The organism is Variovorax sp. PvP013 (assembly GCF_050435945.1).
In the GTDB taxonomy this organism is placed as follows: domain Bacteria; phylum Pseudomonadota; class Gammaproteobacteria; order Burkholderiales; family Burkholderiaceae_C; genus Variovorax.
In genome coordinates this window covers 1,166,002-1,190,117 of the sequence record NZ_JBNDLF010000001.1, presented here as the reverse complement: position 1 = coordinate 1,190,117, position 24,116 = coordinate 1,166,002, and the positions used below count along the sequence as shown (strand labels likewise).

General features: G+C 71.9%; 20 protein-coding genes. 10 read left to right on the top strand and 10 right to left on the bottom strand.

Annotated features, from left to right (window positions below):
• Nucleotides 1-25: 25 nt before the first annotated feature.
• Nucleotides 26-580 carry a tRNA (adenosine(37)-N6)-threonylcarbamoyltransferase complex ATPase subunit type 1 TsaE gene (gene tsaE, locus ABID77_RS05665; RefSeq protein ID WP_429592074.1) on the bottom strand — a complete coding sequence of 185 codons (555 nt, stop codon included), beginning with the start codon at nt 578-580 and terminating at the stop codon, nt 26-28.
• Here tsaE and queG point away from each other — a divergent pair.
• Nucleotides 566-1,681, top strand: a complete 1,116-nt coding sequence (gene queG, locus ABID77_RS05660) for a tRNA epoxyqueuosine(34) reductase QueG (RefSeq protein WP_429592071.1) — start codon at nt 566-568, stop codon at nt 1,679-1,681. The genes tsaE and queG overlap by 15 nt on opposite strands.
• 73 nt (nt 1,682-1,754) lie before the next feature.
• Here queG and ABID77_RS05655 read toward each other — a convergent pair whose 3' ends face one another.
• Complete coding sequence (locus ABID77_RS05655) at nt 1,755-2,585, bottom strand: siderophore-interacting protein (protein ID WP_429592068.1); 831 nt, start codon at nt 2,583-2,585, stop codon at nt 1,755-1,757.
• Nucleotides 2,586-3,276: 691 nt separating this feature from the next.
• The gene (locus tag ABID77_RS05650; RefSeq protein WP_429592065.1) at nt 3,277-3,891 is read right to left on the bottom strand and encodes a PadR family transcriptional regulator; all 615 of its coding nucleotides are present in this window, start codon (nt 3,889-3,891) and stop codon (nt 3,277-3,279) included.
• A 137-nt stretch (nt 3,892-4,028) separates the two neighbouring features.
• On the opposite strand from ABID77_RS05650, the gene ABID77_RS05645 reads away from it, so the two are divergent.
• Nucleotides 4,029-4,724: an SDR family NAD(P)-dependent oxidoreductase gene (locus tag ABID77_RS05645; protein WP_429592062.1), complete on the top strand. Its 696-nt coding sequence runs from the start codon at nt 4,029-4,031 to the stop codon at nt 4,722-4,724.
• Nucleotides 4,725-5,008: 284 nt separating this feature from the next.
• Here ABID77_RS05645 and ABID77_RS05640 read toward each other — a convergent pair whose 3' ends face one another.
• Both ABID77_RS05640 and ABID77_RS05635 read right to left on the bottom strand, forming a co-directional pair.
• Complete coding sequence (locus ABID77_RS05640) at nt 5,009-6,337, bottom strand: sulfatase family protein (protein WP_429592060.1); 1,329 nt, start codon at nt 6,335-6,337, stop codon at nt 5,009-5,011.
• A gap of 14 nt (nt 6,338-6,351) precedes the next feature.
• Nucleotides 6,352-7,332 carry a Bug family tripartite tricarboxylate transporter substrate binding protein gene (locus ABID77_RS05635; RefSeq protein ID WP_429592057.1) on the bottom strand — a complete coding sequence of 327 codons (981 nt, stop codon included), beginning with the start codon at nt 7,330-7,332 and terminating at the stop codon, nt 6,352-6,354.
• 225 nt (nt 7,333-7,557) lie between these two features.
• On the opposite strand from ABID77_RS05635, the gene ABID77_RS05630 reads away from it, so the two are divergent.
• The gene (locus tag ABID77_RS05630; protein WP_429592054.1) at nt 7,558-9,183 is read left to right on the top strand and encodes an acyltransferase family protein; all 1,626 of its coding nucleotides are present in this window, start codon (nt 7,558-7,560) and stop codon (nt 9,181-9,183) included.
• A gap of 344 nt (nt 9,184-9,527) precedes the next feature.
• On the opposite strand, the gene ABID77_RS05625 is transcribed toward ABID77_RS05630, so the two are convergent.
• From ABID77_RS05625 to ABID77_RS05615, 3 genes are read right to left on the bottom strand one after another with little or no spacing between them, the layout of a single operon-like run.
• Nucleotides 9,528-10,622 (bottom strand): mechanosensitive ion channel family protein, encoded by a 1,095-nt coding sequence (locus tag ABID77_RS05625; RefSeq protein WP_429592051.1) that lies wholly within the window; start codon nt 10,620-10,622, stop codon nt 9,528-9,530.
• A gap of 16 nt (nt 10,623-10,638) precedes the next feature.
• Complete coding sequence (locus tag ABID77_RS05620) at nt 10,639-12,945, bottom strand: FUSC family membrane protein (protein WP_429592049.1); 2,307 nt, start codon at nt 12,943-12,945, stop codon at nt 10,639-10,641.
• Nucleotide 12,946: 1 nt separating this feature from the next.
• Nucleotides 12,947-14,041, bottom strand: a complete 1,095-nt coding sequence (locus ABID77_RS05615; RefSeq protein ID WP_429592046.1) for an inositol monophosphatase family protein — start codon at nt 14,039-14,041, stop codon at nt 12,947-12,949.
• 171 nt (nt 14,042-14,212) lie between these two features.
• Here ABID77_RS05615 and ABID77_RS05610 point away from each other — a divergent pair, with 171 nt between their 5' ends.
• Nucleotides 14,213-14,980 (top strand): RNA methyltransferase, encoded by a 768-nt coding sequence (locus ABID77_RS05610; RefSeq protein WP_429592043.1) that lies wholly within the window; start codon nt 14,213-14,215, stop codon nt 14,978-14,980.
• Here the strand turns inward: ABID77_RS05610 and ABID77_RS05605 are convergent, their stop codons facing one another.
• Nucleotides 14,981-15,916, bottom strand: coding sequence for a LysR family transcriptional regulator (locus tag ABID77_RS05605; protein ID WP_429592041.1), 936 nt, complete (start codon nt 15,914-15,916; stop codon nt 14,981-14,983).
• 157 nt (nt 15,917-16,073) lie between these two features.
• Here ABID77_RS05605 and ABID77_RS05600 point away from each other — a divergent pair, with 157 nt between their 5' ends.
• Genes ABID77_RS05600 through ABID77_RS05575 form a run of 6 tightly spaced genes read left to right on the top strand, consistent with a single transcriptional unit; the run spans nt 16,074 to nt 23,378 of the window.
• Nucleotides 16,074-16,925, top strand: coding sequence for a fumarylacetoacetate hydrolase family protein (locus ABID77_RS05600; protein ID WP_429592038.1), 852 nt, complete (start codon nt 16,074-16,076; stop codon nt 16,923-16,925).
• A 13-nt stretch (nt 16,926-16,938) separates the two neighbouring features.
• Nucleotides 16,939-19,023, top strand: coding sequence for a hydantoinase/oxoprolinase family protein (locus tag ABID77_RS05595; protein WP_429592035.1), 2,085 nt, complete (start codon nt 16,939-16,941; stop codon nt 19,021-19,023).
• A complete protein-coding gene (locus tag ABID77_RS05590; RefSeq protein WP_429592032.1) occupies nt 19,020-20,846 on the top strand; it encodes a hydantoinase B/oxoprolinase family protein in 1,827 nt (608 codons plus the stop codon). The genes ABID77_RS05595 and ABID77_RS05590 overlap by 4 nt, the downstream gene beginning before the upstream one ends.
• A complete protein-coding gene (locus tag ABID77_RS05585) occupies nt 20,843-21,229 on the top strand; it encodes a hypothetical protein (RefSeq protein WP_429592028.1) in 387 nt (128 codons plus the stop codon). Before ABID77_RS05590 ends, ABID77_RS05585 begins: the two co-directional genes overlap by 4 nt.
• Entirely contained in the window at nt 21,229-22,398 is a 1,170-nt protein-coding gene (locus ABID77_RS05580; RefSeq protein WP_429592025.1) for a CobW family GTP-binding protein, read from the top strand. Before ABID77_RS05585 ends, ABID77_RS05580 begins: the two co-directional genes overlap by 1 nt.
• Complete coding sequence (locus ABID77_RS05575) at nt 22,395-23,378, top strand: Bug family tripartite tricarboxylate transporter substrate binding protein (RefSeq protein WP_429592022.1); 984 nt, start codon at nt 22,395-22,397, stop codon at nt 23,376-23,378. The genes ABID77_RS05580 and ABID77_RS05575 overlap by 4 nt, the downstream gene beginning before the upstream one ends.
• Here the strand turns inward: ABID77_RS05575 and ABID77_RS05570 are convergent.
• Entirely contained in the window at nt 23,365-23,907 is a 543-nt protein-coding gene (locus tag ABID77_RS05570; protein ID WP_429592019.1) for a phosphatase PAP2 family protein, read from the bottom strand. The two genes, ABID77_RS05575 and ABID77_RS05570, sit on opposite strands and share 14 nt — an antisense overlap.
• Nucleotides 23,908-24,116 lie beyond the last annotated feature (209 nt).

The following is a 24,116-nucleotide window of genomic DNA, read 5'->3' as shown; positions in this document are numbered from 1 at the left end:
AAAGGTGGGAGGGGCGCGCCGGTGATCAGGGCGCCATGTCGGTGTTATCGGCCAGGGCCGCCAGCAGCTTGAGGCCGAGCGCCGTGCGCGCCGCCAGCGTCACGCGGCGGCCGTCGTCGGCTTCGGCGTCGATGCGCAGGTCGAGGTCGGCGACGGGCAGGCGGCCGGCGGCGTTGTCCGGCCATTCTGCGAGCTTCAGGCCGCCGGCGGCGAAGATGTCCCTGAAACCCGCGTCGTCCCACTCGCGCGGATCGCCGAAGCGGTAGAAGTCGAAATGGTGGATGACCAGGCCGTCGGGCGCCTCGTGCGGCTCGACCACCGCGTAGGTCGGGCTCTTGATGCGCCCGGCGATGCCCAGGGCGCGCAGCAGGTGTCGCACGAAGGTGGTCTTGCCCGCGCCCAGGTCGCCGTGCAGGGCGACGAAGGCGTCGCGCAGGGCGGGTTGCGCGGCGAGAGCCTGCGCGAAGGCCGCGGTGTCGGCCTCGTCGCGCCACGCCAGGGTGGCGGTGCGGGGCGGCTGTGCGGAAGGCGCAGGGGTCAAGGGGGCGGTTTCTACAATCGGCAAGTGATCGGCAGCCATCAACTCGTCATTCGGATTCGGGCCTTGGCCCGGGAACTGGGATTCTCCCAAATCGGCATCGCCGGCATCGACCTGTCGAGCGCGGAGCCGGGTCTGATGCGGTGGCTGGCCCAAGGGTTCCACGGCGAGATGCATTACATGGCCGCGCACGGCACCCGGCGCGCCCGGCCGGCTGAGCTGGTGCCGGGCACGGCGTCGGTCATCACCGCGCGCATGGACTACCTGCCGCGCGCCACGCCGGCGGACTGGCAGGCGGTCGAGTTCGACCGGCTCGCGCGGCCGTCCGAGGGCATCGTCTCGCTCTACGCCCGGGGCCGCGACTACCACAAGGTGCTGCGTTCGCGGCTGGCCACGCTGGCCGGACGCATCGCCGAGGAGGTCGGCGCCTTCGGCCACCGCGCCTTCACCGATTCGGCGCCGGTGCTGGAGGCCGAGCTGGCCGCGCGCAGCGGCCAGGGCTGGCGCGGCAAGCACACGCTGGTGCTCGACCGCGAGGCCGGCTCGATGTTCTTCCTCGGCGAGATCTACGTCGACATGGCGCTGCCGCCGAGCGAGGCGGTCACGCCGCACTGCGGCCGCTGCACCGCCTGCATCGACGTCTGCCCGACCGGCGCCATCGTCGCGCCGCAGCGCCTGGACGCCCGGCGCTGCATCTCCTACCTGACCATCGAGCACCCGGGCGCCATCCCCGCCGAACTGCGCCCCCTGATGGGCAACCGCATCTACGGCTGCGACGACTGCCAGCTCGCCTGTCCGTGGAACAAGTTCGCGCAGAAGAGCACGCTGCCGGATTTCGATGCCCGCGAGGGGCTCGCCGGCAGCGCGCTGGCCGCGCTCTTCGCCTGGACCGAGGACGAGTTCCTGCGCCGCACCGAGGGCAGCCCGATCCGCCGCATCGGCCACGAGCGCTGGCTGCGCAACGTCGCCGTGGCGCTGGGCAACGCGGTGCGCGCGGGCGAGCCGGGCGCACGGGAGACGCTGGCGTCGCGGCGCGAGCATCCGAGCGCGCTCGTCAGGGAGCACGTCGCGTGGGGGCTGGGCGCGCCCGACCAGCCGTCGGGCGTCGCGGGCGTCGCGGGCGCCGGGCAGCGGTCGGCCTGATCGCCTTCGCGGGATCCGGCCCGTCCTCGGGCAACGCGCCGCCGGGGTCTCCCGCGAGGGCGATGCGCCGTGCTCACTCGTCGTGCGTGTCGTGCGTCGCGGCGCTGCCCCGGCGCCAGTAGCCGGAGGCGCGCACCCATTTCGGATTCAGCCCGCGTTCGCCGACGAGGTGCGCGCGCAGGGCCTTGGCGGCGGCCGATTCGCAGCCGATCCAGGCGTGCAGGTCGCCAGCGGGCAGCGTCGCGGCGCGCAGCGCGTCGAGCAGCGGCATCGCGCCGGGCGCCGCGCCGTCGCGGTGGACCCAGGCGAGCGTGACGTCCGCCGCGCTCGGCAGGTCGACGTGGTCGGCGGGGCCGTCGACCTCGGCCAGCACCAGCGCGCGGGCGCCGGCGGGCAGCTCCGCCAGGCGGCGCGAGATGGCGGGCAGGGCGGTGTCGTCGCCGATCAGCAGGTGGCCGTCGAAGGCGGTCGGCACGATGAACGAGCCGCGCGGCCCGCCCACGCCCAGTCGCTGGCCGGGCGCGGCTTGTTCGGCCCAGCGCGTGGCCGGGCCGGCGACGTGCAGGGCGAAGTCGATCTCCAGCGTGCCGGCCTCGGCGTCGAAACGGCGCGGCGTGTAGTCGCGCATCGTCGGCTTGCGGCCCTCGGGCCAGACGGGGCCGTCGGGGCCGGCGGTCGGCAGCGTCAGCGCGCCGGTGGCCTCGTCGGGGAAGAACAGCTTGGCGTGGTCGTCGAAGCCGGGGCTGTGGAAGCCCTCGAGGTCGGCGCCGCCGAGCGTCACGCGCACCAGGTGCGGCGTGACGCGCTCGACCGCCAGGACGTCGAGCGCGCGGAAGCGCAGGGCGTGTCGCATGCGCTGCGGCGTGCGGTCGGGGAGGGAGGTGGAGGTGGGTGTCGGATTCATGGTTTCGGTGTGGAGGCAGTGGCTTGCGGTGGGCGGAAGATCCGGTATGACGCCCTCGCCCCTCCGGGGAGAGGGTGGGGGTGAGGGGCCGCGGGCGGTGGAGGCGACGACGGCTGGATGACCGCTGTCGGCCCTCACCCCCGCCCTCTCCCGGAGGGAGAGGGAGCAAGACGGGAGCCGGCAAGGCGCTGGATCGGATCCGGCTCCTCTCCCCACCGGGGAGAGGTTGGGGGTGGGGGGGCCTGGGCGGTGGATTCGACAGCAGCGCCGATGACCGCCGTCGGCCCTCACCCCAACCCTCTCCCGGAGGGAGAGGGAGCAAGACGGGAGCCGGCAAGGCGCCGGATCGGATCCGGCTCCTCTCCCCACCGGGGAGAGGTTGGGTGAGGGGCCTGGGCGGTGGATGCACTGGCAGCGCCGATGACCGCCGTCGGCCTTCACTCCAACCTTCTCCCGGAGGGAGAGGGAGCAAGACGGGAGCCGGCAAGGCGCTGGATCGGATCCGGCTCCTCTCCCCACCGGGGAGAGGTTGGGTAAGGGGCCTGGACGGTGGATTCGACAGCAGCGCCGATGACCGCCGCCGGCCCTCACCCCAGCCCTCTCCCGGAGGGAGAGGGAGCAAGGCGGGAGCCGTCCTGCCCGACGTTCGCGGTCGAATGAACAGCAGTGCATGAACATCGGGCGAGGCGGGTCAGAGGCTCTCGATCTGCTGGGCCGCGTGGTCGAGCACGGCCGCGAAGGCGCTGGCCTGGGCCGGCGTCAGCGCTTCGCCGGACAGGCGCATGCGCATGGCGAGCTTCAGGTTCTCGATGGCGCGCGTGACCTGGGGCGGTCGGCCGCTGCGGGGACCGGCGCCGTCGACGCCGCCCTGCATGCGGGCCATCAGCTCGTCGGTGGTGGCGCGGTTCGCGGCCAGGAACTCGCGGCCGGCGTCGGTCGCGCTGTAGCGCTTGCGGCTGCTGCCGTCGGCGGTGTCCACGGCCAGGTGGCCCAGCTCCTCGAGCAGGGTGAGGGTCGGGTAGACGATGCCGGGGCTCGGGGCGTAGGCGCCGCCGAGGCGGTCCTCGATCGCCTTGATGAGCTCGTAGCCGTGCGCGGGCTTGTCGGCGATGAGCTGCAGCAGCACGAAGCGCAGGCCGCCGTGGCCGAAGATGCGGCCGCCGCCGCCACGTCGGCCGCCGCCGCGCGACGGTCGGTCGTCGGCGTCGCGCGGTGGTCGGGATTCGGCGCCGGGCCGGTCGGCGGAGCCGCCGCCGTGGTCGCCGTGGCGATGGTGGAAGCGGAAGGGATGGTGGATGTGTCGCATGGGGTTCCTTGTCGAATGACGATGAGCGACTATAAAAGATATATCTGATTTAGATCTTAATAGTATCGTAAAGACACGGTAAACGTCGCGACGGCACCGCCTAAGATGGGATGCATCACAGGACAAGGAGCCCGCTCATGCAATCGTTTCCGGATGGTTTTCGCGCCCTGGTGCTGGGTGCCTCGGGCGCCATCGGCGGGGCGCTGGCGCGGCGGCTCGAAGCCGACGCACGCTGCGCGGGCGTGACGCGGCTGGGTCGCGGCACGACGCCGGCGGTGGATTTCGACGACGAGGCGGGCATCGCGGCGGCGGCTGCGGCGCTGAAGGACCGGGGGCCGTTCCACCTGATCGTGAACGCGGCCGGGCTGCTGCACACGGCGGGCTTCATGCCCGAGAAGCGGCTGGGCCAGCTGGGCTACGCGCAGATGGCGGCGACCTTCCGCATCAACGCCTTCGGCCCGGCGCTGGTGCTGGCGCATTTCGCGCCCTTGCTCGACCGCGAGCGCGGCGTGCTGGCCGTGCTCTCGGCCAAGGTCGGCAGCATCGGCGACAACCGGTTGGGCGGCTGGTACAGCTACCGCGCTTCCAAGGCCGCGCTCAACATGTTCGTGAAGACGGCGTCGATCGAGGTCGCGCGCGGCAATCCGAATGCCGTGCTGGTGGCGCTGCATCCGGGCACGGTCGACTCGTCGCTCTCCGCCCCGTTCCGCGGCGCCGAGATCGGCCGCACGCCGGACGCGGCGGCTGCCGACCTGCTGGCCGTGATCGACGCGCTCATGCCGGCCGACACCGGCGGCTTCCGGGCCTATGGGGGGCAGGTGCTGCCTTGGTGAGGGACGACGCCTCGGCCCGGTGGCGAGAAGCCGTGTGAGGGGGGCCGTGGATGCGCTGGCGACGTTGGGTGACCGCCGTCGGCCCTCACCCCAACCCTCTCCCGGAGGGAGAGGGAGCAAGACGGCAGCCAGCAATGCGCTGGATGGGGTTTGGCTCCTCTCCCCGCCGGGGAGAGGCTGGATGAGGGGCCTGGGCGGTGGATGCGCTGGCAGCGCCGATTGACCGCCGTCGGCCCTCACCTCCGCCCTCTGCCGGAGGGAGAGGGAGAAAGACCGGTGCCCGCCTAACGGCCGGGCATGTCCTTCACGGAGTAACCCAGGCTCACCGTCGCGTCGGCCGGGATCGGCGGCATGGTCGCGTTCCAGGCGGTCCAGTCGGCGCGCAGGGCGGCCAGGCGTTCGGGCTGGCGGTGCGCCTGGTTGGCGCGCTCGCGTTCGTCGGTGGCGATGTCGAACAGGTACTCGTGGCCGTCGACCTGCAGGTACTTCCAGTCGCCGTCGCGCAGGGCGCGCTGGCCGCGATGGTTCATGCGCCAGTGCATCGGCCGCCGGAAGACGTGGGCGGCGTCCGCGAGCACCGGCCGCAGCGAGACGCCGTCGAGCGGGTACGCCGCATCGGGCGACGCGCCGGCGAGGTCGAGCATCGTCGCCGACCAGTCCATCGTCAGGCAGTGCTGCGCGCTGACGCCGCCGGGCGCGATGCCCGCCGGCCAGTGCGCGATCCAGGGCACGCGGATGCCGCCTTCGGTCAGGTCCATCTTGCCCCCGACCAGCGGCCAGCTGTCCGAGAAGCGCTCGCCGCCGTTGTCGCTGGTGAAGACGACCAGCGTGTCGTCGGCCAGGCCGTGCCGCTCCAGCGCGGCCATCACCCAGCCGATGCCCTCGTCCATGTGCCGGATCATCTCGCGGTAGCGGTGGATGCTGCCGCCGGCGAGGTCGAACAGGTTGTCCCTGATCTGCGGCGCGCGGCCGGCGTCGTCGCGCGTCTCCCAGGGCCAGTGCGGGGCGGTGTAGTGCAGGCTGAGGAAGAAGGGGGCGTCCTGCGCCGCCATGCGCTCGACGTATTCGACGGCGCGCTTCGACAGCAGGTCGGTCAGGTAGCCGTCCTGCCGGCAGTCCGCCTCGTCCAGCCACAGGTCGTGCGCGCCGCGCGAGTCGCAGTGGGTGAAGTAGTCGACGCCGCCGGACATCGGGCCGAAGAACTCCTCGTAGCCCGATCGCAGCGGCCCGAACGCCGGCGGAAAGCCCAGGTGCCACTTGCCCACCAGCGCGGTGCGATAGCCCGCCGCCCTCAACAGCGAGGGCAGGGTCGGATGGTCGGGCGGCAGGCCCAGCGTGGCGTTGCCGCGATCGCTGCGGATCGGCTCCTCGGCGGCGCCGCGTAGGCGGTACTGGTAGCGCGCCGTGATCAGCGCGAAGCGGGTGGGCGAGCACACGGGCGAGTTGGCGTAGCCCTGCGTGAAGCGGATGCCGTGCGCGGCCAGGCCGTCGAGCACCGGCGAGACCGGGGCGCGGCCGCCGTAGCAGCCGAGGTCGGCGTGGCCCAGGTCGTCGGCGACGATGAAGACGATGTTGGGGCGCTTCGCGGGCGGGGTGGTGGAGGTGGACGACATGGCTTCGCGACGCCTCAGGGCTGGTAGCCCGACTTGCTCACCACCGGCGCCCACTGGGCGCGGTAGGCGCGCAGCATGGCGGCGGTCTGCTCCGGCGTGCTGACCACCGGCGTCAGGCGGGCGTCCTCGAACCTGCGCTGCGTGTCGGCGTCCCGCATGACCTCGCGGATCGCCTGCGAGATGCGCGCGACCTTCGCCGGCGGCATCGTCGCCGGCGCGAAGAAGACGTTCCAGCCGGTGCCCACCAGGTCGAGGCCGGCCTCGCGGAAGGTCGGCACGTTCGGCAGGAACGGCGAGCGCCGGGCGCCCGACACGGCGAGGATGCGGAGCTTGCCGGCCTCGTGCTGCGGCGCGACGCTGTCGAGCGTGTCGACCGCGATCGGCACCTGGCCGCCCATCAGGTCGTTGAGCAGCGGGCTGGAGCCCTTGTAGCCGATCACCTCGGCCTTGACGTCGGCCTTCTCGCCCAGCATCAACGCGAAGAAGTGCGGCAGGCTGCCGGTGGCCGGCACGCCGAAGTTGGCCTGCCGCGGATTGGCGCGCATCCACGCCACCAGGTGCGACAGCTCCTTCACCGGCACGGCCGTGGCCACGGCCAACGCGAACTCGTACGCATTGACGTTGGACATCGGCACGAAGTCGCGCTCGGCGTCGTAGCCGTTGTCCTTGAAGACCAGCGGCGCCACGACCATCACGGCCGGGTTGGCGACCATGACGACGTTCTGGTTCGCCGGCGTCGTACGCACCTGCTGCGCCGCGATCCGCCCGCCCGCGCCGGGCTTGTTGTCGACGATCACCGGTACGCCCAGCTTGGCGCCGAGCTTCTCGCCGACCAGCCGCGCGACGCGGTCCGTGGCGCCGCCGGGGGCGTAGCCGACGACGATGTGGAGGGGGGCGTCGAGCGGGGCCGGCGGTGGCGTCTGGGCCTGGGTGGACAGGAAGGGGGTGGCGAGGAGGAGGGCCGCGAGACTGCGGCGGAGGAGGGAGGTGGTCATGTCTGGGCGAGTCGAGGAAGTGGGTCGTCGGTTCGATTTTCCAGGAGACCGCATGGCGATGCGCAGGCTGGAATCATCGGAAGTTCATCGATGCGCCTTGCCGGAGGTACCGGATCGCGCGCCGTGCCCCGGCGCTGCCCAGATCCGCCTGCGCTGCGATCCACCTCTGCGGGGGACCGCGAAAGGCGATGATCATCGTTCCCCGAATCCACTTCACCGAACTCGATGACGACCCTGCCATCACCCGCCGGATCGAGCCGTCTGCTCTTTCTCGACGTCATTCGCGTCGTCGCGGTGCTGAGCATCGTCCTCTTCCACTTCCATCCGGCGGCTTTCGTCGCCGGGGCTGCTCCGGGCACGGTTCCCGCGCTGATGCTGCTCCGCCAGCCGCTCGGAGACCTCGGCGTCACCCTGTTCATCATCATCTCGGCAACGGCATTGATGACCAGCACCAGCACCGGCTCCGCAGGCCGGTTCTCCACCGCCGATTTCTACGTCAAGCGCTTTCTCGCCATCTTTCCTTCCTACTGGATCGCCTATGCGGTGGTCGCCGTGCTGCTCTTCGCGGGCCGGGGCGACTGGACGGCCGGCATCGCACCCTGGAAGCTCGCCTTCACCGTGACCGGGTTGGACGGGTTCCTGTTCCAAGGACGATCCAGCCACTATCTGGTGGGCGAGTGGTTCGTCGGATTCATCCTGTGCCTCTATGCGATCTTTCCGATCCTGCGACAGGGCGTGACGGTCCGGCCCTGGGTGACGGCCTGCGCAATCGGCGTCGTGTTCGTGGGATTGCATCGTCACTACGACCAGTTGTTCACCTTGATGGAGAACCGCAATCCCCTGCTGCGCCTGCCCGAATTCTTCTTCGGGCTGTGCTTTCTCCATCATGTGCGTCCGCATCTCGGCAGATGGGCGGCGGCTTCGGCCGCCTTCGTGCTGGTGGTGATGGTCTGGGTGCCGCCGATCCCGGACCAGGTCTATGGCATCGCGCTCGGCGTGGCATGTTTCTGCCTGCTGGCGTTCTCGGCCGAGCGCGTGCGCATCCGGCCGCGCATCGCCGACGTCCTGCGCAGGACCTCGAAGTACGCCTTCCTGGCCTTCCTCGTCCATCACCAGATCATCCAGGCAGTGCGATCGCGCGTCGTCATGCCGCTCGGTCCGGCCAAGACGGCCGCCCTTTTCCTGTTCGTCGTGGCAGCGAGCTTCGTGGCGGCGATGCTGCTCATGCCCTTGGTCGAGCGATTCACCGAATTCCTGCGCCGATGGCTGCGGCCGGGCGCCTCGCGTCGTCGAGCCATTTTGGCCGGCGAGACGGTGCTGCTCGTGTTGCTGGTGGGCGGCCTGGCCTTCGACCTCGCCGTCCGCAGCCCGTCCATGGACCGCAAGCTCGCCGCGCTTTCGTCTCGCATGGTTCCGACGACACCCGGACTCGACGGCATGGCATTGATCCCGCATCCGCCACGGTATGCCGAGGCCGTCGGCCGATGGGTGCTGGAGGCCGGAATCGGGGTCTACGGCACCCACTGGTGGCCGCAGGTGGGCGTGGTTCGATACGACGCATCGGCACGTGACGACCGGCGCTGCTCCGGCAGCGTCGACATGCTCGTCGCGACAGGCCCGCAGCGGGGTGCGCGGGGTTGGGTGACGACCTCACCCCCGAGCGCCGATGTGCTGATCGTCCTGACGGACCAGTCCGATGAGACGGTGGGGTACGGCATCTCGGGACAGGCGCGGCCGGATGTGACCAGGGCGGTGCCTGGCGCGCGACACGACTCGGGATGGATCGCGATCGCTGAAGCGCCTCCCGCCCGTGCCTATGCTTACGTGGAAGGCCGCTTCTGCAGACTCTGAGCCGGACGCCATGGCCGCGCCGTCGGCCCGGGCTGCTCGTTCTTTACACGGGAGAGATCGTGGTCCGGCTCCTGCGTGCCATGGTCACGGGGAAGCAGAAGAACGAAGGCATGCATCGAAGCCGCCGCCGTCGATGGCGATGAACGTCCGACGCCCGCTCAGTCGCAGCGCAGGCCGCGACGGTGCGGATCGACACCGGCATGTTCTCGCCGTCCAACCGCTCGGTGCGGAACTTCACGGGCGTCTCGGGCGACAGTCCGGCGACCGCACGGTGCTTCACGATCGCAGGGGCGAGGGCTGCCTGACAACCGTGGACCGCTCCGGCCATGCGGCCGCGACCGCATTCAGATCGGCGCCGCCTGCTCCGCCGTCATCGCCATCGGCCGCTCCACCGCCCCGGCCGACTCGTCGATCCGCACCCGCGGCAGGAACTGCGGGTACTCCCGCTGCATGAACCCGATCAACCCCTCGCGCACCGCGCAGCGCAGGTCGAAGGCCAGCGACGACGAGGCGGCGGTGCACAGCACGCGCACCTGCATCGTGCGCTCGGTGGCGTCGGTCACCTGCACGTTGAAGAAGCGGCCGTCCCATTGCGGCGCGGCCTTCACCAGGCGCTCGACCTCGGCGCGCAGCGGGTCGATGGGCATGCCGTAGTCGGTGTAGACGAACACCGAGCCCAGCAGCTGCGAGCTGCTGCGCGTCCAGTTCTGGAACGGCTTCTCGATGAAGTACGACAACGGCAGGATCAGGCGCCGGTCGTCCCAGATGCGCAGCACGACGAAGGTGCCGGTGATCTCTTCGACGCGGCCCCATTCGCCTTCCACCACCAGCACGTCGTCGATGCGGATGGGCTGCGACAGCGCGATCTGCAATCCCGCGATGAGGTTGCTGAAGACCGGCTTGGCCGCCAGGCCGGCCACGATGCCGATCACGCCGGCCGAGGCCAGCAGGCTCGCGCCCACCTGCCGCGCGCCGGGGAAGGTCATCAGGATCATCGACGCGCCGGCCAGCAGCAGCAGCGTGATGGCGGTGCGCGCCAGCACGCGCGTCTGCGTCAGAATGCGCCGGGCCTGCAGGTTGTCGGTGACGTCGTAGGGGTACTTGGCGATCAGCCCGTCGGCGAAGCCGTTGATGGCCTTGATGCCCAGCCACGTCGCCGCCGTGATCAGCAGCACGCCGTTGAGGTGCCGCACGCCGTTCATGAAGCGCAGGTCGTCGGGCGCGGCCTGCCAGATCACCTGCAGCGCCACCAGCGGCAGCACGACCCGCGCCGCGCCGCTCAGGTTGAGCAGCATCGCATGCACCACGGGCGTGCCGCGCGTCACGCGCCGCAGCACCAGGCTGAAGACGCGGTGGGCGAACAGCGCCAGGGGAATGGCGATCAGCGCGGCGAGGAGGGGACCGAACCAGGGGTGGGCGAGCAGGGGGTCGAGATTCATCGGTCCAGGGGGTCCTTCAGGGTGTCGGTGACGCGGAAGCGTCGGGCGGATGCAAGGGTGCAGGGTGGATGGCGGCGGGCGGCGCGCCGGTCGGCGCCGGGCCCGCCTCGCCGTCGGGCGATTGCAGGATGCGTGCCGCGTCGTCGCGCAGCTGTAGCGCGATGCCGGTGGCCAGGTCGAGCCGGCGCAGCATCCAGGGGCTGATGTCGTTGTCGAAGGGGTCGGGCAGGCGCACCGTGCCGGCGAGGGCGGTGGCCGGCGGCGCGGCGGCGCTGGTCGCCGTGCCGGGCAGGGGCGTGCTGCCGATGGCGGCCTCGATGCGCTCGGCCGTGCGCCGCAGCGGGCCGGCGATCTCCGAGGCCGTCAGGCGGTCGCGCCGCAGCACCAGCATCGACTTCACGGCGCTCAGCTGCGCCAGCAGCTGGTAGCTGTGCGCCTGCAGGTGCTCCAGCGCGGCGATCGGCGGACGCACGGCGCGCGGCTCGGACAGCGAGCGCTGCGTCGCCTGCACCAGCGCCGACAGGCTGTCGAAGGCCTCCTTGCGCGCCAGGCGCCAGTCGAGTTCGGGGCTGCTCTCCATCGCCTGCAGCTGGCCCAGGCCGAGCGCAAGCCGCGCGTGGCGCGCCTGCGCCTTGAGCACCCGCGCCACCAGCGCCGGGATCTGCGTGCGCTCCCAGGACGGCAGCACGTAGCAGAAGCCCCAGGCGATGGCCGCGCCGATGAGCGTGTCGGCGATGCGCTCGAACAGCGCGAAGGCCGGCGCCGCGCCGGTGTTGAGCAGGTGCGCCTGCACCAGGCCCAGCACCGTCGCCGCCACCGCCGTGATCAGGTAGCGCCGCACCGCGAAGCCGTGCGCGATGGCCTGCGCCACCACCGAGGCGGCCAGCAATGCGAACGGTCCCGGATGCCCCGACAGCAATCCCAGCGCCAGCACGCAGCCCAGCAGGGTGCCGGCGACGCGGTGGTTGCGCCGCTCCAGCGTCTGCGAGAGGCTGCCGCGCAGCACGACGACGATGGTCAGCAGGATCCAGTAGTCGTGCGAGCCCCAGGGCAGCAGCACCGCGACCGCGTAGCCCGTGGCGATGGCCAGCGCCGCGCGGATGGCGTGACGCAGCGGCGGCGCGTCCCAGCGCCAGAGCGCGCGCAGGGGCGCCCACGACCAGGCGGTCGGGCTGACGAACATCTGCCAGTTGGCGCGCACCACGGCCAGGTCGGGCTCGCGCTCGCCGCGCGCCAGCGCCGCGAGGCGCAGCACCTCGTCGTTCATGTGGCCGATGCGGCTGGCCAGGCCGCGCGCGAGCAGCGCCGCCGTCGGGCCGGCGAGGGCGATGCCGGGCGCGGATTCGTCGGCCACGCGGATTGCCATCAGTTCGTCGCGGCGGTCGCGCACGCGGTCCGGGTAGCGGCCCAGCAGCAGCGAATCGGCCAGGGCGGCGGTGGCGTCGGCGAGTTCCTCCAGCACGCGGCGCATCTCGCCGAGCGCGCGGGCGTGGGCGGGCTGGGACTGCAGCACGTCGATGTCGAGTTCGCTCGCGAGCAGCTGGTCGCGCATCTCCAGCACCACGATCAGCATGCCCGCCAGGCGCTGGCGCTGCGCCGTGCGCGGCGACTCCAGCACCAGGTCGCGCGTGGCCTGGATCTGGTCGGCGAGCGCGGCCTGCTCGCGCAGCAGCCGGCCCAGCAGGGGCGCGGGCGTCTCGCGCACGTCGCCGGATTCGTCGCGCGGGGTGAACTGGCGCGCCTCGGTGCGCATCAGCGCGGCCAGCGACAGCAGCACGTCGGCCACCGCCTGCACCCGGTAGCGCGTGTTGAGCGCCAGGTTGGCCAGGGTCGCGTAGACCACGTAGAGCCCGGCGCCCAGCCCGAAGAGCAGGGTGCGCTCGAAGGCCTCCTCCAGGCCCGCGGGCCGGTGCGTGGCCATCGAGAAGATCATCGAGAACATCACCGCGATGGCGATCGGGATGCCGCGCTTGCCCCAGGCCATGGCCGTGAAGGCGAGGAAGGTCGCCGGCACCAGCAGCAGGCCCAGTTCGACCGGAGAGGCGTGCAGCATCTGCACCGCGAAGAACAGCGGCACGCCGATCAATGGCGCCGGCAGCATCTGCAGGAACTTGCCGCGCCGCGGCGCGGGCAGGTCGGGCGGCGCGGCGACGATCGCGCCGACGGCGGCGGCCGAGGCCGCGAAGGCGCCCAGCCAGACATGCACGCAGGCCGAGATCACCAGCAGCCCGAGCGCGACCGACAGCCCGTTGGCGATGTAGTGGCTCAGCGCGACCCGCAGCGCGGCGCGGGTGCGCAGGACGGCCGCGCGCGGCGAGCGCATGTCAGCGCGCGTCGGGTTCGCCCTCGGCGGGCGTCGCGGTGCGGGGGGCCTCGGCGGCCGGCGCGCCGTCCGCGCCGCGCTTGACGCGCGTCAGGCGGCGCGGCGTCGGAGCGGTGGCGGCGGGCGAGGGGGCCGCGTCGTCCGCGCCGGCCTCGGCCTCGTGCAGGCCGACGGTGCTGCGCGCGTACAAGTCGCCGGCGGTGTCGGCGGTCGGGTCGGCCTCGGCGCGCGAGGACGAGGCCACGGCGCGGATGCGGTCGCTCGCGCGCATCTTGTCGTCCACGCCGGCGAACTTCGAGTACTTCGACAGCAGCGGCACGATCTGGCCGTAGATGCGCGGCGCGGCGGCCAGGCATTCGCGGTGCGTCATGAAGTCGGACTCGCCGGTGAAATTGCCGATCAAGCCGCCGGCCTCGGTCACCAGCAGCGAGCCGGCGGCCACGTCCCAGGGCTGCAGGCCGGTCTCGAAGAAGCCGTCGGTGAAGCCGGCGGCGACGTAGGCGAGGTCGAGCGCGGCGGCGCCGGGGCGGCGCAGGCCGGCGAAGCGCGGCATCAGGTCGGCCATGATGGCCAGGTACTGCTTGAAGTTGTCGCCGGTGCGGAACGGGAAGCCGGTGGAGATCAGGCACTGCGGCAGCTGGATGCGCTTGCTCACGCGGATGCGCCGGTCGTTCATGTAGGCGCCGCGTCCGCGCGTGGCGGTGAAGAGGTCGTTGCGGGTCGGGTCGTAGACCACGGCCTGCTCGATCTTGCCCTTGACCGACAGCGCGATGGAGACGCAGTAGACCGGGAAGCCGTGGATGAAGTTGGTCGTGCCGTCGAGCGGATCGATGATCCAGACGTAGTCGGAATCCTTGGCGCCGTGCTCGTCGCCCGATTCCTCCGCCAGGATGCCGTGGCCCGGGTACGCGGTCAGCAGCGTCTCGATGATGACCTGCTCGGCCGCGTGGTCGACCTCGGTGACGAAGTCGTTGACCTGCTTCTGGGAGACGCGCACCGCTTCGACGTCGAGCGCCGCGCGGTTGATGATGGCGCCGGCGGCGCGTGCGGCCTTGACGGCCACGTTGAGCATGGGATGGAGGTTGGGCGACGACATGGATTGTGGGAAGAGCGGGGGATGCGGAGTGCGGCGGGAAGCGCGGGCAAGCGACCGTGGCGAGCGCGGACCGGCGATGCGGGGCGGCGAGAATCGGGCATTTTACCGGGCCGCCCGCCGGGCGTCCGCCGCCGTCGGCCCGGCGTCCACGTTCCTTCTCCCCGTCGTCCCATGCGCACCCGCTTCATCCTGATCCAGACCAGCCACGCCGGCAACGTCGGCGCCGCTGCGCGCGCCCTCAAGACCATGGGCTTCGGCGACCTCGTGCTGGTCGCGCCGCGCTGGGCCAACGTGCTGCGCCGCGAGGAGACCATCCAGCGCGCCAGCGGCGCCCTCGACGTGCTGGCCAACGCGCGCATCGTCGACACGCTCGACGAGGCGCTCGACGGCGTGACCCACCTGTGCGCCACCGCCATGATCCCGCGCGACTTCGGCCCGCCCACGCGCACGCCGCGCGAGCACCTGGCGCCGCTGGGCCGCGCCGAGACGCCCGAGCACGTCGGCTTCCTGTTCGGCTCCGAGCGCTTCGGCATGAGGAACGAGGACGTCTATCGCTGCAACGTCGCATTGAGCATCCCGGCCGATCCGAAGTTCGGCTCGCTCAACCTCGGCGCGGCGATCCAGCTGGTCGCCTACGAGTGGCGCCTGGCGCTCGGCGGTTTTCCCGTGACCGAATCGGTCGCGCCCGCCGAGGCCGCCGACGCCCGCGCCGTCGCCGGCATGCTCGCGCACTGGGAGCGCTCGCTGGTGGAGATCGGTTTCCTCGACCCCGCCGCGCCGAAGAAGCTGATGCCGCGCCTGCAGCAGCTCTTCAACCGGGCCCGGCCGACGGTGGAGGAGATCCACATCCTGCGCGGGATCGCCAAGGCGATGGCGCAGCCGCAGCGGGGGGCGCCGGCCGTGACGGAAACGCCGCCGGACGCTCGCGCGCCGGACTGATCACTCGGGGGGCGCATCGATCGGCTCCGTGATCCGATGCCCCCACGCCGCCGTCAGCCGCTCGACGACCTCGGCCGCCTTGCGGCCGGCCGGCGACAGCTTGCCCTGCTTGGGAAAGGCCAGCGTCACGTGCCGGACCAGATCGGGGTCGACCAGTTGGCTGGCCTGCAATCGGCCGCGATGGAGTTCGTCGGCGATCGAGTAGGGCCCCATGACCGAGTAGAGACCGGGCGTGTGCGCGACCAGCTCCTTCTGCATGGTCAACGAGTCGACCTCGGCGACCGGGTCGAGCGCGAAGCCCAGGCTGCGCGCCGCCTCGTCGAGCGCGTTGCGCCAGTGGCTCGGGCGGCGCGGCAGCACCAGCCGCAGGCCCGACAGGCGCGAGAAGCCGACCGTCGGCTCGCGCGTGAGGGCGTCGCCCGGCGCGGCGATCAGGTAGGTGTGGGCGATGCTCAGCAGGCGCTCGTCGCCACCGCCGCCCGGGCGGTCGAAGCGGAACAGGATCGCCATGTCGACGGCGCCGGCGTCGAGCATGGCGTTGAGCTCGGTGCCCTGCGCCTCGACGATGTTCAGGCGGATGCCCGGGTGGTCCCGCTGCAGGTCCTGGAACAGCCGGGTCATGAGCGGATGGGCGGCCGACGGGATCACGCCCAGGCGCACCTCGCCCAGCAGCTGGCCGGCTTCCTCGCGCAGCTCCTGCGTCAGGCGATCGGTCTCCGCCAGCCAGGCGCGCAGGCGCCGCTCGGCGCGCCGGCCCAGCTCGGTGGGCACCACGCCCCGGCCGGTGCGGCGGAACAGCGGCCCCCCGAAGTCGGCCTCGAAGTCGCTGATCTGCCGGCTGACGTGCGACTGCACGGTCTGGCGCCGGGCCGCGACCTTGCTCAGGCTGCCGGCTTCGATCACCTCCAGGAACAAGCGGACCGTCGCGACATTCATGCGCATCTCCCGGATTGAGCCATGCCGGAATCGGCAGATCTGATCGCAGCGGATTCTATCTAGCCGAAGAGGCCGTTGGTTTTCAGAATCGCCGCATCCGCTGTGGAAAGCCTCATCCCGAGCCCCGTGCGCAGCGATGGATCCAAGGAGACACCTCTTGAAACTCGTCAGCTTCAATCACGCCGGACAGGCGTCCTACGGCCTCGTGGACGGCGACCGCTACCTGCAGCCGTCGGCCGACTTCCTCGAACGCCACCCCGACCTCGCCTCGGTGCTGCGCGCCGGCGCCCTGGCCGAGCTGGAACAGAACGTCCGCGACGGCGGCACGGCGCTTTCGCCCGACGCCGTGCAGGCGCTGCCGGTCATCCCCAACCCCGCCAAGTTCATCTGCGTGGGCCTGAACTACAAGACCCACGTGGCCGAGACGAAACGCGGCGACAGCGAGCATCCCTCGCTGTTCCTGCGCTTCACCGACACGCTGGCGGCCGACGGCGACGAGGTGCCGAAGCCCTCGTTCTCCGAGCGCTTCGACTGGGAGGGCGAGCTGGCCCTGGTGATCGGCAAGGGCGGCCGCCACATTTCCAAGGCCCAGGCCTTCGAGCATGTCGCCGGCTTCGCCTGCCTCAACGACATCAGCGTGCGCGACTGGCAGCGCCACACGCACCAGTTCACGCCGGGCAAGAACTTCCCCGGCACGGCGCCCTTCGGGCCCTTCCTGGCCACGCGCGACGAGGTGCCCGACGTCGCCCAGCTGACGCTGGAGACCCGCGTCAACGGCGAGGTGATGCAGCACGCCAGCGTCGGCGACCTGATCTTCGACATCCCCACGATCATCGAATACGTCTCGCGCTTCACGCCGCTGTCGCCGGGCGACGTCATCGCCACCGGCACGCCCGGGGGCGTCGGCGACCGCCGCGAGCCGCCGCGGTACATGTTGGAGGGCGACGTGGTCGAGGTCGAGATCACCGGCCTGGGCATCCTGCGCAACCGCATCGGCACGGCCGCCTGAGGCACGCACGACCATGGCGAATCCCTCCGCTCCCCACCTGCGCATCGCCGTCGACATCGGCGGCACCTTCACCGACATGGCCGCCTTCGACGAGGCGACCGGCCAGCTGATGTTCGGCAAGGCGCTGTCCACGCACGGCCAGCTCGTCGACGGCATCCAGGCCACGCTCGACAGCGCCGACATCGACGTGAGGAACGGCCAGCTGTTCCTGCACGGCTCGACCATCGCGATCAACACCCTGCTTGAGCGCAACGGCGCCAACACGGCATTGCTGATCACCGAGGGCTTCCGCGACATCTACGAGATCGGCCGCGTCAACCGGCCCGACGCCTACAACCTGTTCTTCAACAAGCACCAGCCGCTGGTCAAGCGCTCGCTGCGCTTCGAGGTCGCCGAGCGCCTGCGCGCCGACGGCAGCCTGCACAAGGCGCTCGACGAAGGCGCCGTGCGCGAGCTGGCGAAGGAATTGAAGGGGCAGGGCATCGAGGCCGTCGCCGTGCTGCTGCTGCATTCCTACCGCAACCCGGCGCACGAGCAGCGCGTCAAGCAGATCCTGCAGGAGGAGCTGCCGCACGCCTTCGTCTCGGCCTCGCACGAGCTGTCGCAGGAGTACCGCGAGTTCGAGCGCGTCTCCACCGTGGTGGCCAACGCCTACGTCGGCCCGCGCGTCTCGCAGTACCTCGGCCAGCTGGAGACGCACCTGTCGGCCAAGGGCTTCGAGGGCGACTTCTACGTCGTGCAGTCCACCGGCGGGCTGTTCCCGATCGAGCACGCCCGCGTCGGCTGCGTGCGGATGCTGGAGTCGGGTCCGGCGGCCGGCGTGATCGGCGCGCAGGCCATCTGCGCCCAGCTGGGCATGGGCGACGCCATCGCCTTCGACATGGGCGGCACCACCGCCAAGGCCGGCGTGATCAGCGAGGGCCGGCCGCTGACGACCGGCTCGGCGCTCATCGGCGGCTACGAGCGCGCATTGCCGATCCAGATCCCGATGATGGACATCCACGAGGTCGGCACCGGCGGCGGCTCGATCGCCCGCGTCGAGACCGGCAACGCCCTGCGCGTCGGTCCGCAGAGCGCCGGCTCGATTCCCGGCCCGGTCGCCTACGGCCGCGGCGGCAGGGAACCCACCGTGACCGACGCCAACCTGGTGCTCGGCCGGCTCGACGCCGACAATTTCCTCGGCGGCGAACTCAGGCTCGACATGGACGCCTGCCAGCGCCAGATGGCCGAGCGCGTCGCCACGCCGCTGGGGCTGGAGCCGACCGAGGCCGCCGACGGCATCCTGCGCATCGCGGTGACGCAGATGTCGCACGCCGTGAAGGCCGTGACCACCGAGCGCGGCCTGGACGCCGGCAGCTTCACGATGGTGGTCTACGGCGGCGCCGGGCCGCTGCACGCCTCGGCGATCGCGCGCGAGATCGGCATCCGCAAGGTGCTCATCCCGTACGCGCCGGGCTACTTCTCGGCCTACGGCATGCTGTTCTCGGACCTGCGCTACGACTACGTGCGCTCGGTGTTCCGCAAGTTGAACGACGTCTCCTTCGACGAGATCGAGGCCGCCTACCGGTCGATGGAGGACGAGGGCCGCGCCGCGCTGGAGCAGTCGGGCGTGAAGGCCGACGGCGTGGTCATCGAGCGCGCCGCCGACATGCGCTACGTCGGCCAGGAGCACGCCGTGACGGTCGACCTGCCGCTCGCCTTCTTCGAGGGCAAGGACCGCTCGGCCATCAAGCGCCAGTTCGACGAGCTGCACAAGGTGCGCTACGGCACCTCGGCGCCCAAGGAGCCGGCCGACCTGGTGAGCCTGCGCGTGACCGTGCTGGGCACCATGAAGAAGCCGCCGAAGCACCGGGTGGAAGCGGGCGCGGCGCAGCCGGAAGCCGCCGCGCGCCGCACCGTCAAGCCGGTGTACTTCCGCGCCGGCGGCTGGGCCGACACGCCGGTCTACAAGCGCGACCTGCTGCGCGCGGGCAACCTCATCGACGGCCCGGCGCTCGTCGAGGAACACGCCTCCACCACCGTCGTGCAGCCCGGCGACGCGCTGCGCGTGGACGAACTCGGCAACCTGCAGATCGACATCGGGAGCGACCGCTCATGAAAGACACCTACACCACCCCCGCCGCCGCCGCGAGCGGCAACGACGCCGCGATCGACCCGATCACCGTCGAGGTCATCCGCAACGGCCTCTACGCCGTGACCGAGGAGATGAAGACCAACCTGACGCGCACGGCCTACAACCTCATCATCTACGAGGCGCTGGACTTCACGGTCGGGCTGTTCACCAAGGAGGGCGACACGGTCTCGATCGGCCTGGGCCTGCCGATGTTCATCCGCGGCATGTCCGAGACGGTCAAGGCCAAGATCCGGCACTTCGGCTACGAGAACATCCTGCCGGGCGACATCCTGGTCACCAACGACGCCTACACCACCGGCAGCCACCTCAACCACTTCACCTTCACCATGCCGGTGTTCCACGAGGGCCGGCTGGAGGGCTTCACCTGCTGCATGGCGCACTGGCTGGACGTCGGCGGCACGCTGGGCAACGTCACCACCGACATCTTCAGCGAGGGGATCCAGATCCCCATCGTCAAGTACCAGCGCGAGGGCGTGGTCAACCAGGACCTGATCGACATCATCGCCATGAACGTGCGGCTGGCCGAGCGCGCCCTGGGCGACCTGCGCGCGCAGATCACGGCCATCACGACCGGCGAGCGCCGCTACGTCGAGCTGCTGCAGCGCTACGGCGCCGACGCCGTCAACGGCTCGATCCGCCGGATCATGGATTCGTCCGAGGCGGTGGCGCGCAAGAACACGCTGTCGATTCCCGACGGCGTCTACGAGGCCGAGTCCTTCATGGACGACGACGGCCTGGAGATCGGCAAGCGCATCCCGATCCGCGTCAAGGTGACGGTGGCGGGCGACGGGATGACGGTCGACCTGTCGGACGTCAGCAAGCAGGTGCGGGGCTTCTACAACTCGGGCTTCACCACCGGCATCGCCTGCGCGCAGGTGGCCTACAAGTGCCTGACCACGCCGACCGACTACCCGGTCAACGACGGCAGCTTCCGCTCGCTGAAGGTCGTCATGCCCATGGGCACCGTCGTGAGCGCCGAGCGGCCGTACCCGATGCGGGTCTGGATGACCTTCCCGATGACGGTGATCGACACCATCTTCAAGGCATTGGCGCCGGCCATCCCCGACCGCTCCATCGCCGGCCACCACGCCGATCTGGTGTTTCCCAACATCCACGGCATCTCGCCGGAGGACGGCCGGCTGTTCATCGTCGGCATCGGACCGCTGGGCGGCGGCTGGGGCGCCAAGAGCAACGAGGACGGCGTCTCCGTCACGGTCTGCATCAACGACGGCGACACCCACAACAGCCCGACCGAGCAGCTGGAGGCCAAGTACCCGGTGCTGGTCGAGAAGTACGAGATCCGCAAGGACAGCGCCGGCGCCGGCCAGTACCGCGGCGGCCTGGGCGCGGAGATGGTGGTGCAGGCGCTGTCGCCCTTCACCGTGACGACGCGCATCGACCGCGTGCACTGCAAGCCCTGGGGCCTGGAGGGCGGCGGCGACGCCATGGGCAACGGCCTGGCCGTGCGCCACAAGGGCGAGTGGAAGACCGACCACGCCAACGCGAAGATCTTCAACGTGCGCCTGGAGCGCGGCGACGCCTACCGGATGCTCTCGGGCGGCGGCGGCGGCTTCGGCGACCCGCTCGAGCGCGACATGGACAAGGTGGCCGAGGACGTGCGCGAGGGCTATGTCGGCGCCGAGGTGGCGCGCCAGGTCTACCGCGTCGCGCTCGACGCCCAGGGCCGGGTCGACGCCGAGGCGACGCGCACGCTGCGCGCCGCGCCCCGGGCCGCGAGCACCGCGGTGGCCGGCGCGCCGGCGGACGTCGCCTGGGACGGGCAGTGAGCGACGTCGCCATGGCCGACGACGTCGCCGTGCGCGCCGACCGGCTGCAGCGGCTGTGGAGCGAGCTGGCGGTGCGCCACGTCGCCCTCGGCTCCAGCTGCGGCTGCGGCGCCGGCGGCGTCAGCCTGCAGCTGGTCGACTTCGAGCTCGACATCGTCGACTACCTGGAGGACGCGGGATCGCGCTCGGGCATCGCCGAGGTCGAGGCCTTCTTCCGCGCGCGTCCGACCGCGCAGGCCACCGGGCTGCCGTTGCAGGCGCTGCTGGAGGACCTGGCGCGCGACGCCTTCGATCCGGCGGCCAGCCGGTGGCTGCTGGGGCGGCTGGAGAAGACCCTGAACTCCTTCGCCGAGCTCCACGGCGGCCAGCGGCGGGACGGGTGATGGGCGGCGGCCATTTCTCCGCGCTGCTGGCGGCCGGGCGCGACGCCGCGTCCGGCCCGGGCCGCGCGCGGATCCCGGTGACGGTGCTCACGGGCTTCCTCGGCAGCGGCAAGACGACCCTGCTCAACCGGCTGCTGCGCGAGCCCGACCTGCACGGCACGGCGGTGATCGTCAACGAGTTCGGCGCCATCGGCATCGACCACGACCTGATCGCGTCGACCACCGAGGACACCGTGCTGCTGGCCAACGGCTGCATGTGCTGCGCGGTGCGCGGCGACCTGGTCGCGGCGCTGGCGGCGCTCGGCGCGCGCGACGCGGCGGACGGGCCGCCATTGCGCCGGGTGCTGATCGAGACCAGCGGGCTGGCCGATCCGGCGCCGATCCTGCGCACGCTGATGGGCGATCCGGCCGTCACCGGCCGCTTCGCGCTGGCGGGCGTCTGCTGCACGGTCGACGCCGTGCTGGCCCCGGGCACGCTCGACCGCCATCCGGAGGCCGAGCGCCAGGTCGCGATGGCCGACCGGCTGCTGCTGACCAAGACCGACCTGCTCGCCGGCGAGCCGGTCGCGCCCGCGCTGATCGAGCGCGTGACGCGGCTGAACCCGGACGCCACCCTGCACCTGCCGCCCGCCGACCTCGTCGACGTGCTGCGCCGGGCGATGCGCGCCGATGCCGACGCGCCGGCCGGCGGAGAGGGCGAGCGCGGGCCCGTCTACCGCCCGCTGCCGGGCGCGGGGACGGACGGCGGCGCGGACGAGCCGCCGATGCACGCGGACGGCATCCGCTCCTTCGTCATCGTGCGCGACGAGCCGCTGCCGCGCGACGGCTTCGAGTCCTGGCTCGACACCGTCATCGCGATGCGCGGCGAGGACCTGCTGCGCGTCAAGGGCATCGTGAACCTGGCCGAGGAACCGGAGCGGCCGCTGGTCTTCCACGGCGTGCAGCACCTCTGGCAGCCGCCGGCGTTCCTGCCGGCCTGGCCGGGCGCGGACCGTCGCACGCGCATCGTGTTCATCACGCGCGCTGTCGACGCCGAGGCGCTGGACGAGTCGCTGCGCGTCTTCGCGCGCCGCCGCCGGGTCCGTTCCGCGGCGCCGGCGCCGGACCCGTCGGCATCGACTCCCCCGACGACGACAACGACAACGACAACGGATTTGGAGACACCATGAAGCGACTCGGATTCATCGCCGCCTGCGCGGCATCGGCGGCCCTGGCGGCCCTGCCGGCCTGGGCGCAGACCCCGCCCGCGAAGTTCCCCGACCGGCTGATCCGCATCGTCGTGCCCTTCGCCGCCGGCGGCGGGGTCGACAGCGTGGCGCGGCTGCTGGCCAACCAGCTCCACACGCAGCTCGGCGGCGTGCCGGTGATCGTCGAGAACCGCCCCGGCGCCAACGGCGTGCTGGGCGGCCGGGCCGTGCAGACGGCGCCGGCCGATGGCCACACGCTGCTGTTCTCCGCCGCCACGCACGTGCTGGCCAAGGAGGTGCTGAGCGCGCCGCCCTACGACCCGCAGGCCGACTTCGAGCCCGTCGCGCGCGTCGCCGAGGCGCCGCTGATGCTGGTGATCGCGCCGACGCTGGAGCCCCGGACGCTCAAGGACCTGCTCGCCGCCGTCCGGAAGGAGCCGGGCCGGTGGAGCGCCGCCATCCCCGCGACCGGCGCGCCCAGCCACCTCGCCACGCTGCTGCTGGCCCAGCAGGGCAAGGTCGGCTTCACCTACGTGCCGTACAAGGGCACGCAGCCGGCGGTGGTCGACGTGGCGGGCGGGCACGTGCAATTGCTGCTGGACTCGATGATCTCGCTGCTGCCGCTGGCCAAGGCCGGCCGGGTGCAGCCGATCGCCGTCACCTCGGCCAGGCGCAGTCCGCTGGTGCCCGACGTGCCCACGATGCAGGAGAGCGGCCTGCCGACCTTCACCTACGGCTCCTGGTACGGCGTCTGGGCGCCCAAGGGCACGCCGGCCGACCGCGTCCGCCTGCTCAACGAGGCCATGAACGCCGCCATGACCGAGCTGGGCCGGAGCGGCGCGCTGGCCAGCCTGGGCGTCGAGCCGGTGACGCAGGACGTCGCGCAGTTCCGGCGCTACGTCACCGGCTTCGTCGGCCAGAGCGCCGAGTTGCTCAGGAGCGCGGGCTTCAAGCCGGAATGAGCCGGCCGGGCCGGCGGCGCAGGACGTGGTGCGCCGCCGCGAACAGCCCGGCGAGCACGCCCGCGAGCAGGAATCCCGCGAGGATGTCGAACGGGAAATGCACGCCGACGTGGATGCGCGCCCAGCCGGTCAGCAGGGCCAGGGCGAGCAGCACGATGCCGGCGTCGCGCAACGCGGGGTTGCGCAGGAAGGTCAGGGCCACCGTGGCCATGACGCTGGCGTGGCTGCTGGGCAGGGCGGCGCTCGCGCCGTGCGGGATGTGGGCCGGCGTCACGCCGAGCGCGAAGGGGCGCTGCAGGCCCAGGTGGTCGGCGATCGCGTTGGACAGCACCGACGCCACGCCGGCGGCGATCCAGACCGCCGCGACATAGGCGCGCTCGCCGGGACGGCGCCACATCGCCCAGGCCATGACCAGCACGCCGCAGGTCGCGCCGCAACGGGCGAGCACGCGGCCGGCGAGCAGCACCCAGTCCGTCGGCGCGTGGCCGGCGGCCAGCCCGTGCAGCAGCGCGAGGTTCAGCGACTGCATGTCGGCGGTCGCGGCGCGGACGGCGTTGCGATCGCCGGACGTCGCGCCATGCGGTGCCGGATCGGAAGGAAGCGGGTGCGCGCCGGGGTCATGGCGCGATCCTAGGAGCGCGATGTGTGCGGAATGTGACGGTGCCGATCGGCCGCCGCGATCATCCCGGGCGACGCGGACCGGCGCCGACGGCGCCCCGCGCACGCGCCGTGCGCGCT

Bases quoted from the DNA above. Each gene is read 5' to 3' on its own strand.
- ABID77_RS05655 (WP_429592068.1), bottom strand. From the start codon at position 2,585: ATGAATCCGACACCCACCTCCACCTCCCTCCCCGACCGCACGCCGCAG.
- tsaE (WP_429592074.1), bottom strand. From the start codon at position 580: ATGGCTGCCGATCACTTGCCGATTGTAGAAACCGCCCCCTTGACCCCT.
- ABID77_RS05590 (WP_429592032.1), top strand. From the start codon at position 19,020: ATGAAAGACACCTACACCACCCCCGCCGCCGCCGCGAGCGGCAACGAC.
- ABID77_RS05645 (WP_429592062.1), top strand. From the start codon at position 4,029: ATGCAATCGTTTCCGGATGGTTTTCGCGCCCTGGTGCTGGGTGCCTCG.
- ABID77_RS05605 (WP_429592041.1), bottom strand. From the start codon at position 15,916: ATGAATGTCGCGACGGTCCGCTTGTTCCTGGAGGTGATCGAAGCCGGC.
- ABID77_RS05625 (WP_429592051.1), bottom strand. From the start codon at position 10,622: ATGAATCTCGACCCCCTGCTCGCCCACCCCTGGTTCGGTCCCCTCCTC.
- ABID77_RS05650 (WP_429592065.1), bottom strand. From the start codon at position 3,891: ATGCGACACATCCACCATCCCTTCCGCTTCCACCATCGCCACGGCGAC.
- ABID77_RS05630 (WP_429592054.1), top strand. From the start codon at position 7,558: ATGACGACCCTGCCATCACCCGCCGGATCGAGCCGTCTGCTCTTTCTC.
- ABID77_RS05575 (WP_429592022.1), top strand. From the start codon at position 22,395: ATGAAGCGACTCGGATTCATCGCCGCCTGCGCGGCATCGGCGGCCCTG.
- ABID77_RS05595 (WP_429592035.1), top strand. From the start codon at position 16,939: ATGGCGAATCCCTCCGCTCCCCACCTGCGCATCGCCGTCGACATCGGC.
- ABID77_RS05615 (WP_429592046.1), bottom strand. From the start codon at position 14,041: ATGTCGTCGCCCAACCTCCATCCCATGCTCAACGTGGCCGTCAAGGCC.
- ABID77_RS05610 (WP_429592043.1), top strand. From the start codon at position 14,213: ATGCGCACCCGCTTCATCCTGATCCAGACCAGCCACGCCGGCAACGTC.
- ABID77_RS05580 (WP_429592025.1), top strand. From the start codon at position 21,229: ATGGGCGGCGGCCATTTCTCCGCGCTGCTGGCGGCCGGGCGCGACGCC.
- ABID77_RS05635 (WP_429592057.1), bottom strand. From the start codon at position 7,332: ATGACCACCTCCCTCCTCCGCCGCAGTCTCGCGGCCCTCCTCCTCGCC.
- ABID77_RS05640 (WP_429592060.1), bottom strand. From the start codon at position 6,337: ATGTCGTCCACCTCCACCACCCCGCCCGCGAAGCGCCCCAACATCGTC.
- ABID77_RS05620 (WP_429592049.1), bottom strand. From the start codon at position 12,945: ATGCGCTCGCCGCGCGCGGCCGTCCTGCGCACCCGCGCCGCGCTGCGG.
- ABID77_RS05570 (WP_429592019.1), bottom strand. From the start codon at position 23,907: ATGCAGTCGCTGAACCTCGCGCTGCTGCACGGGCTGGCCGCCGGCCAC.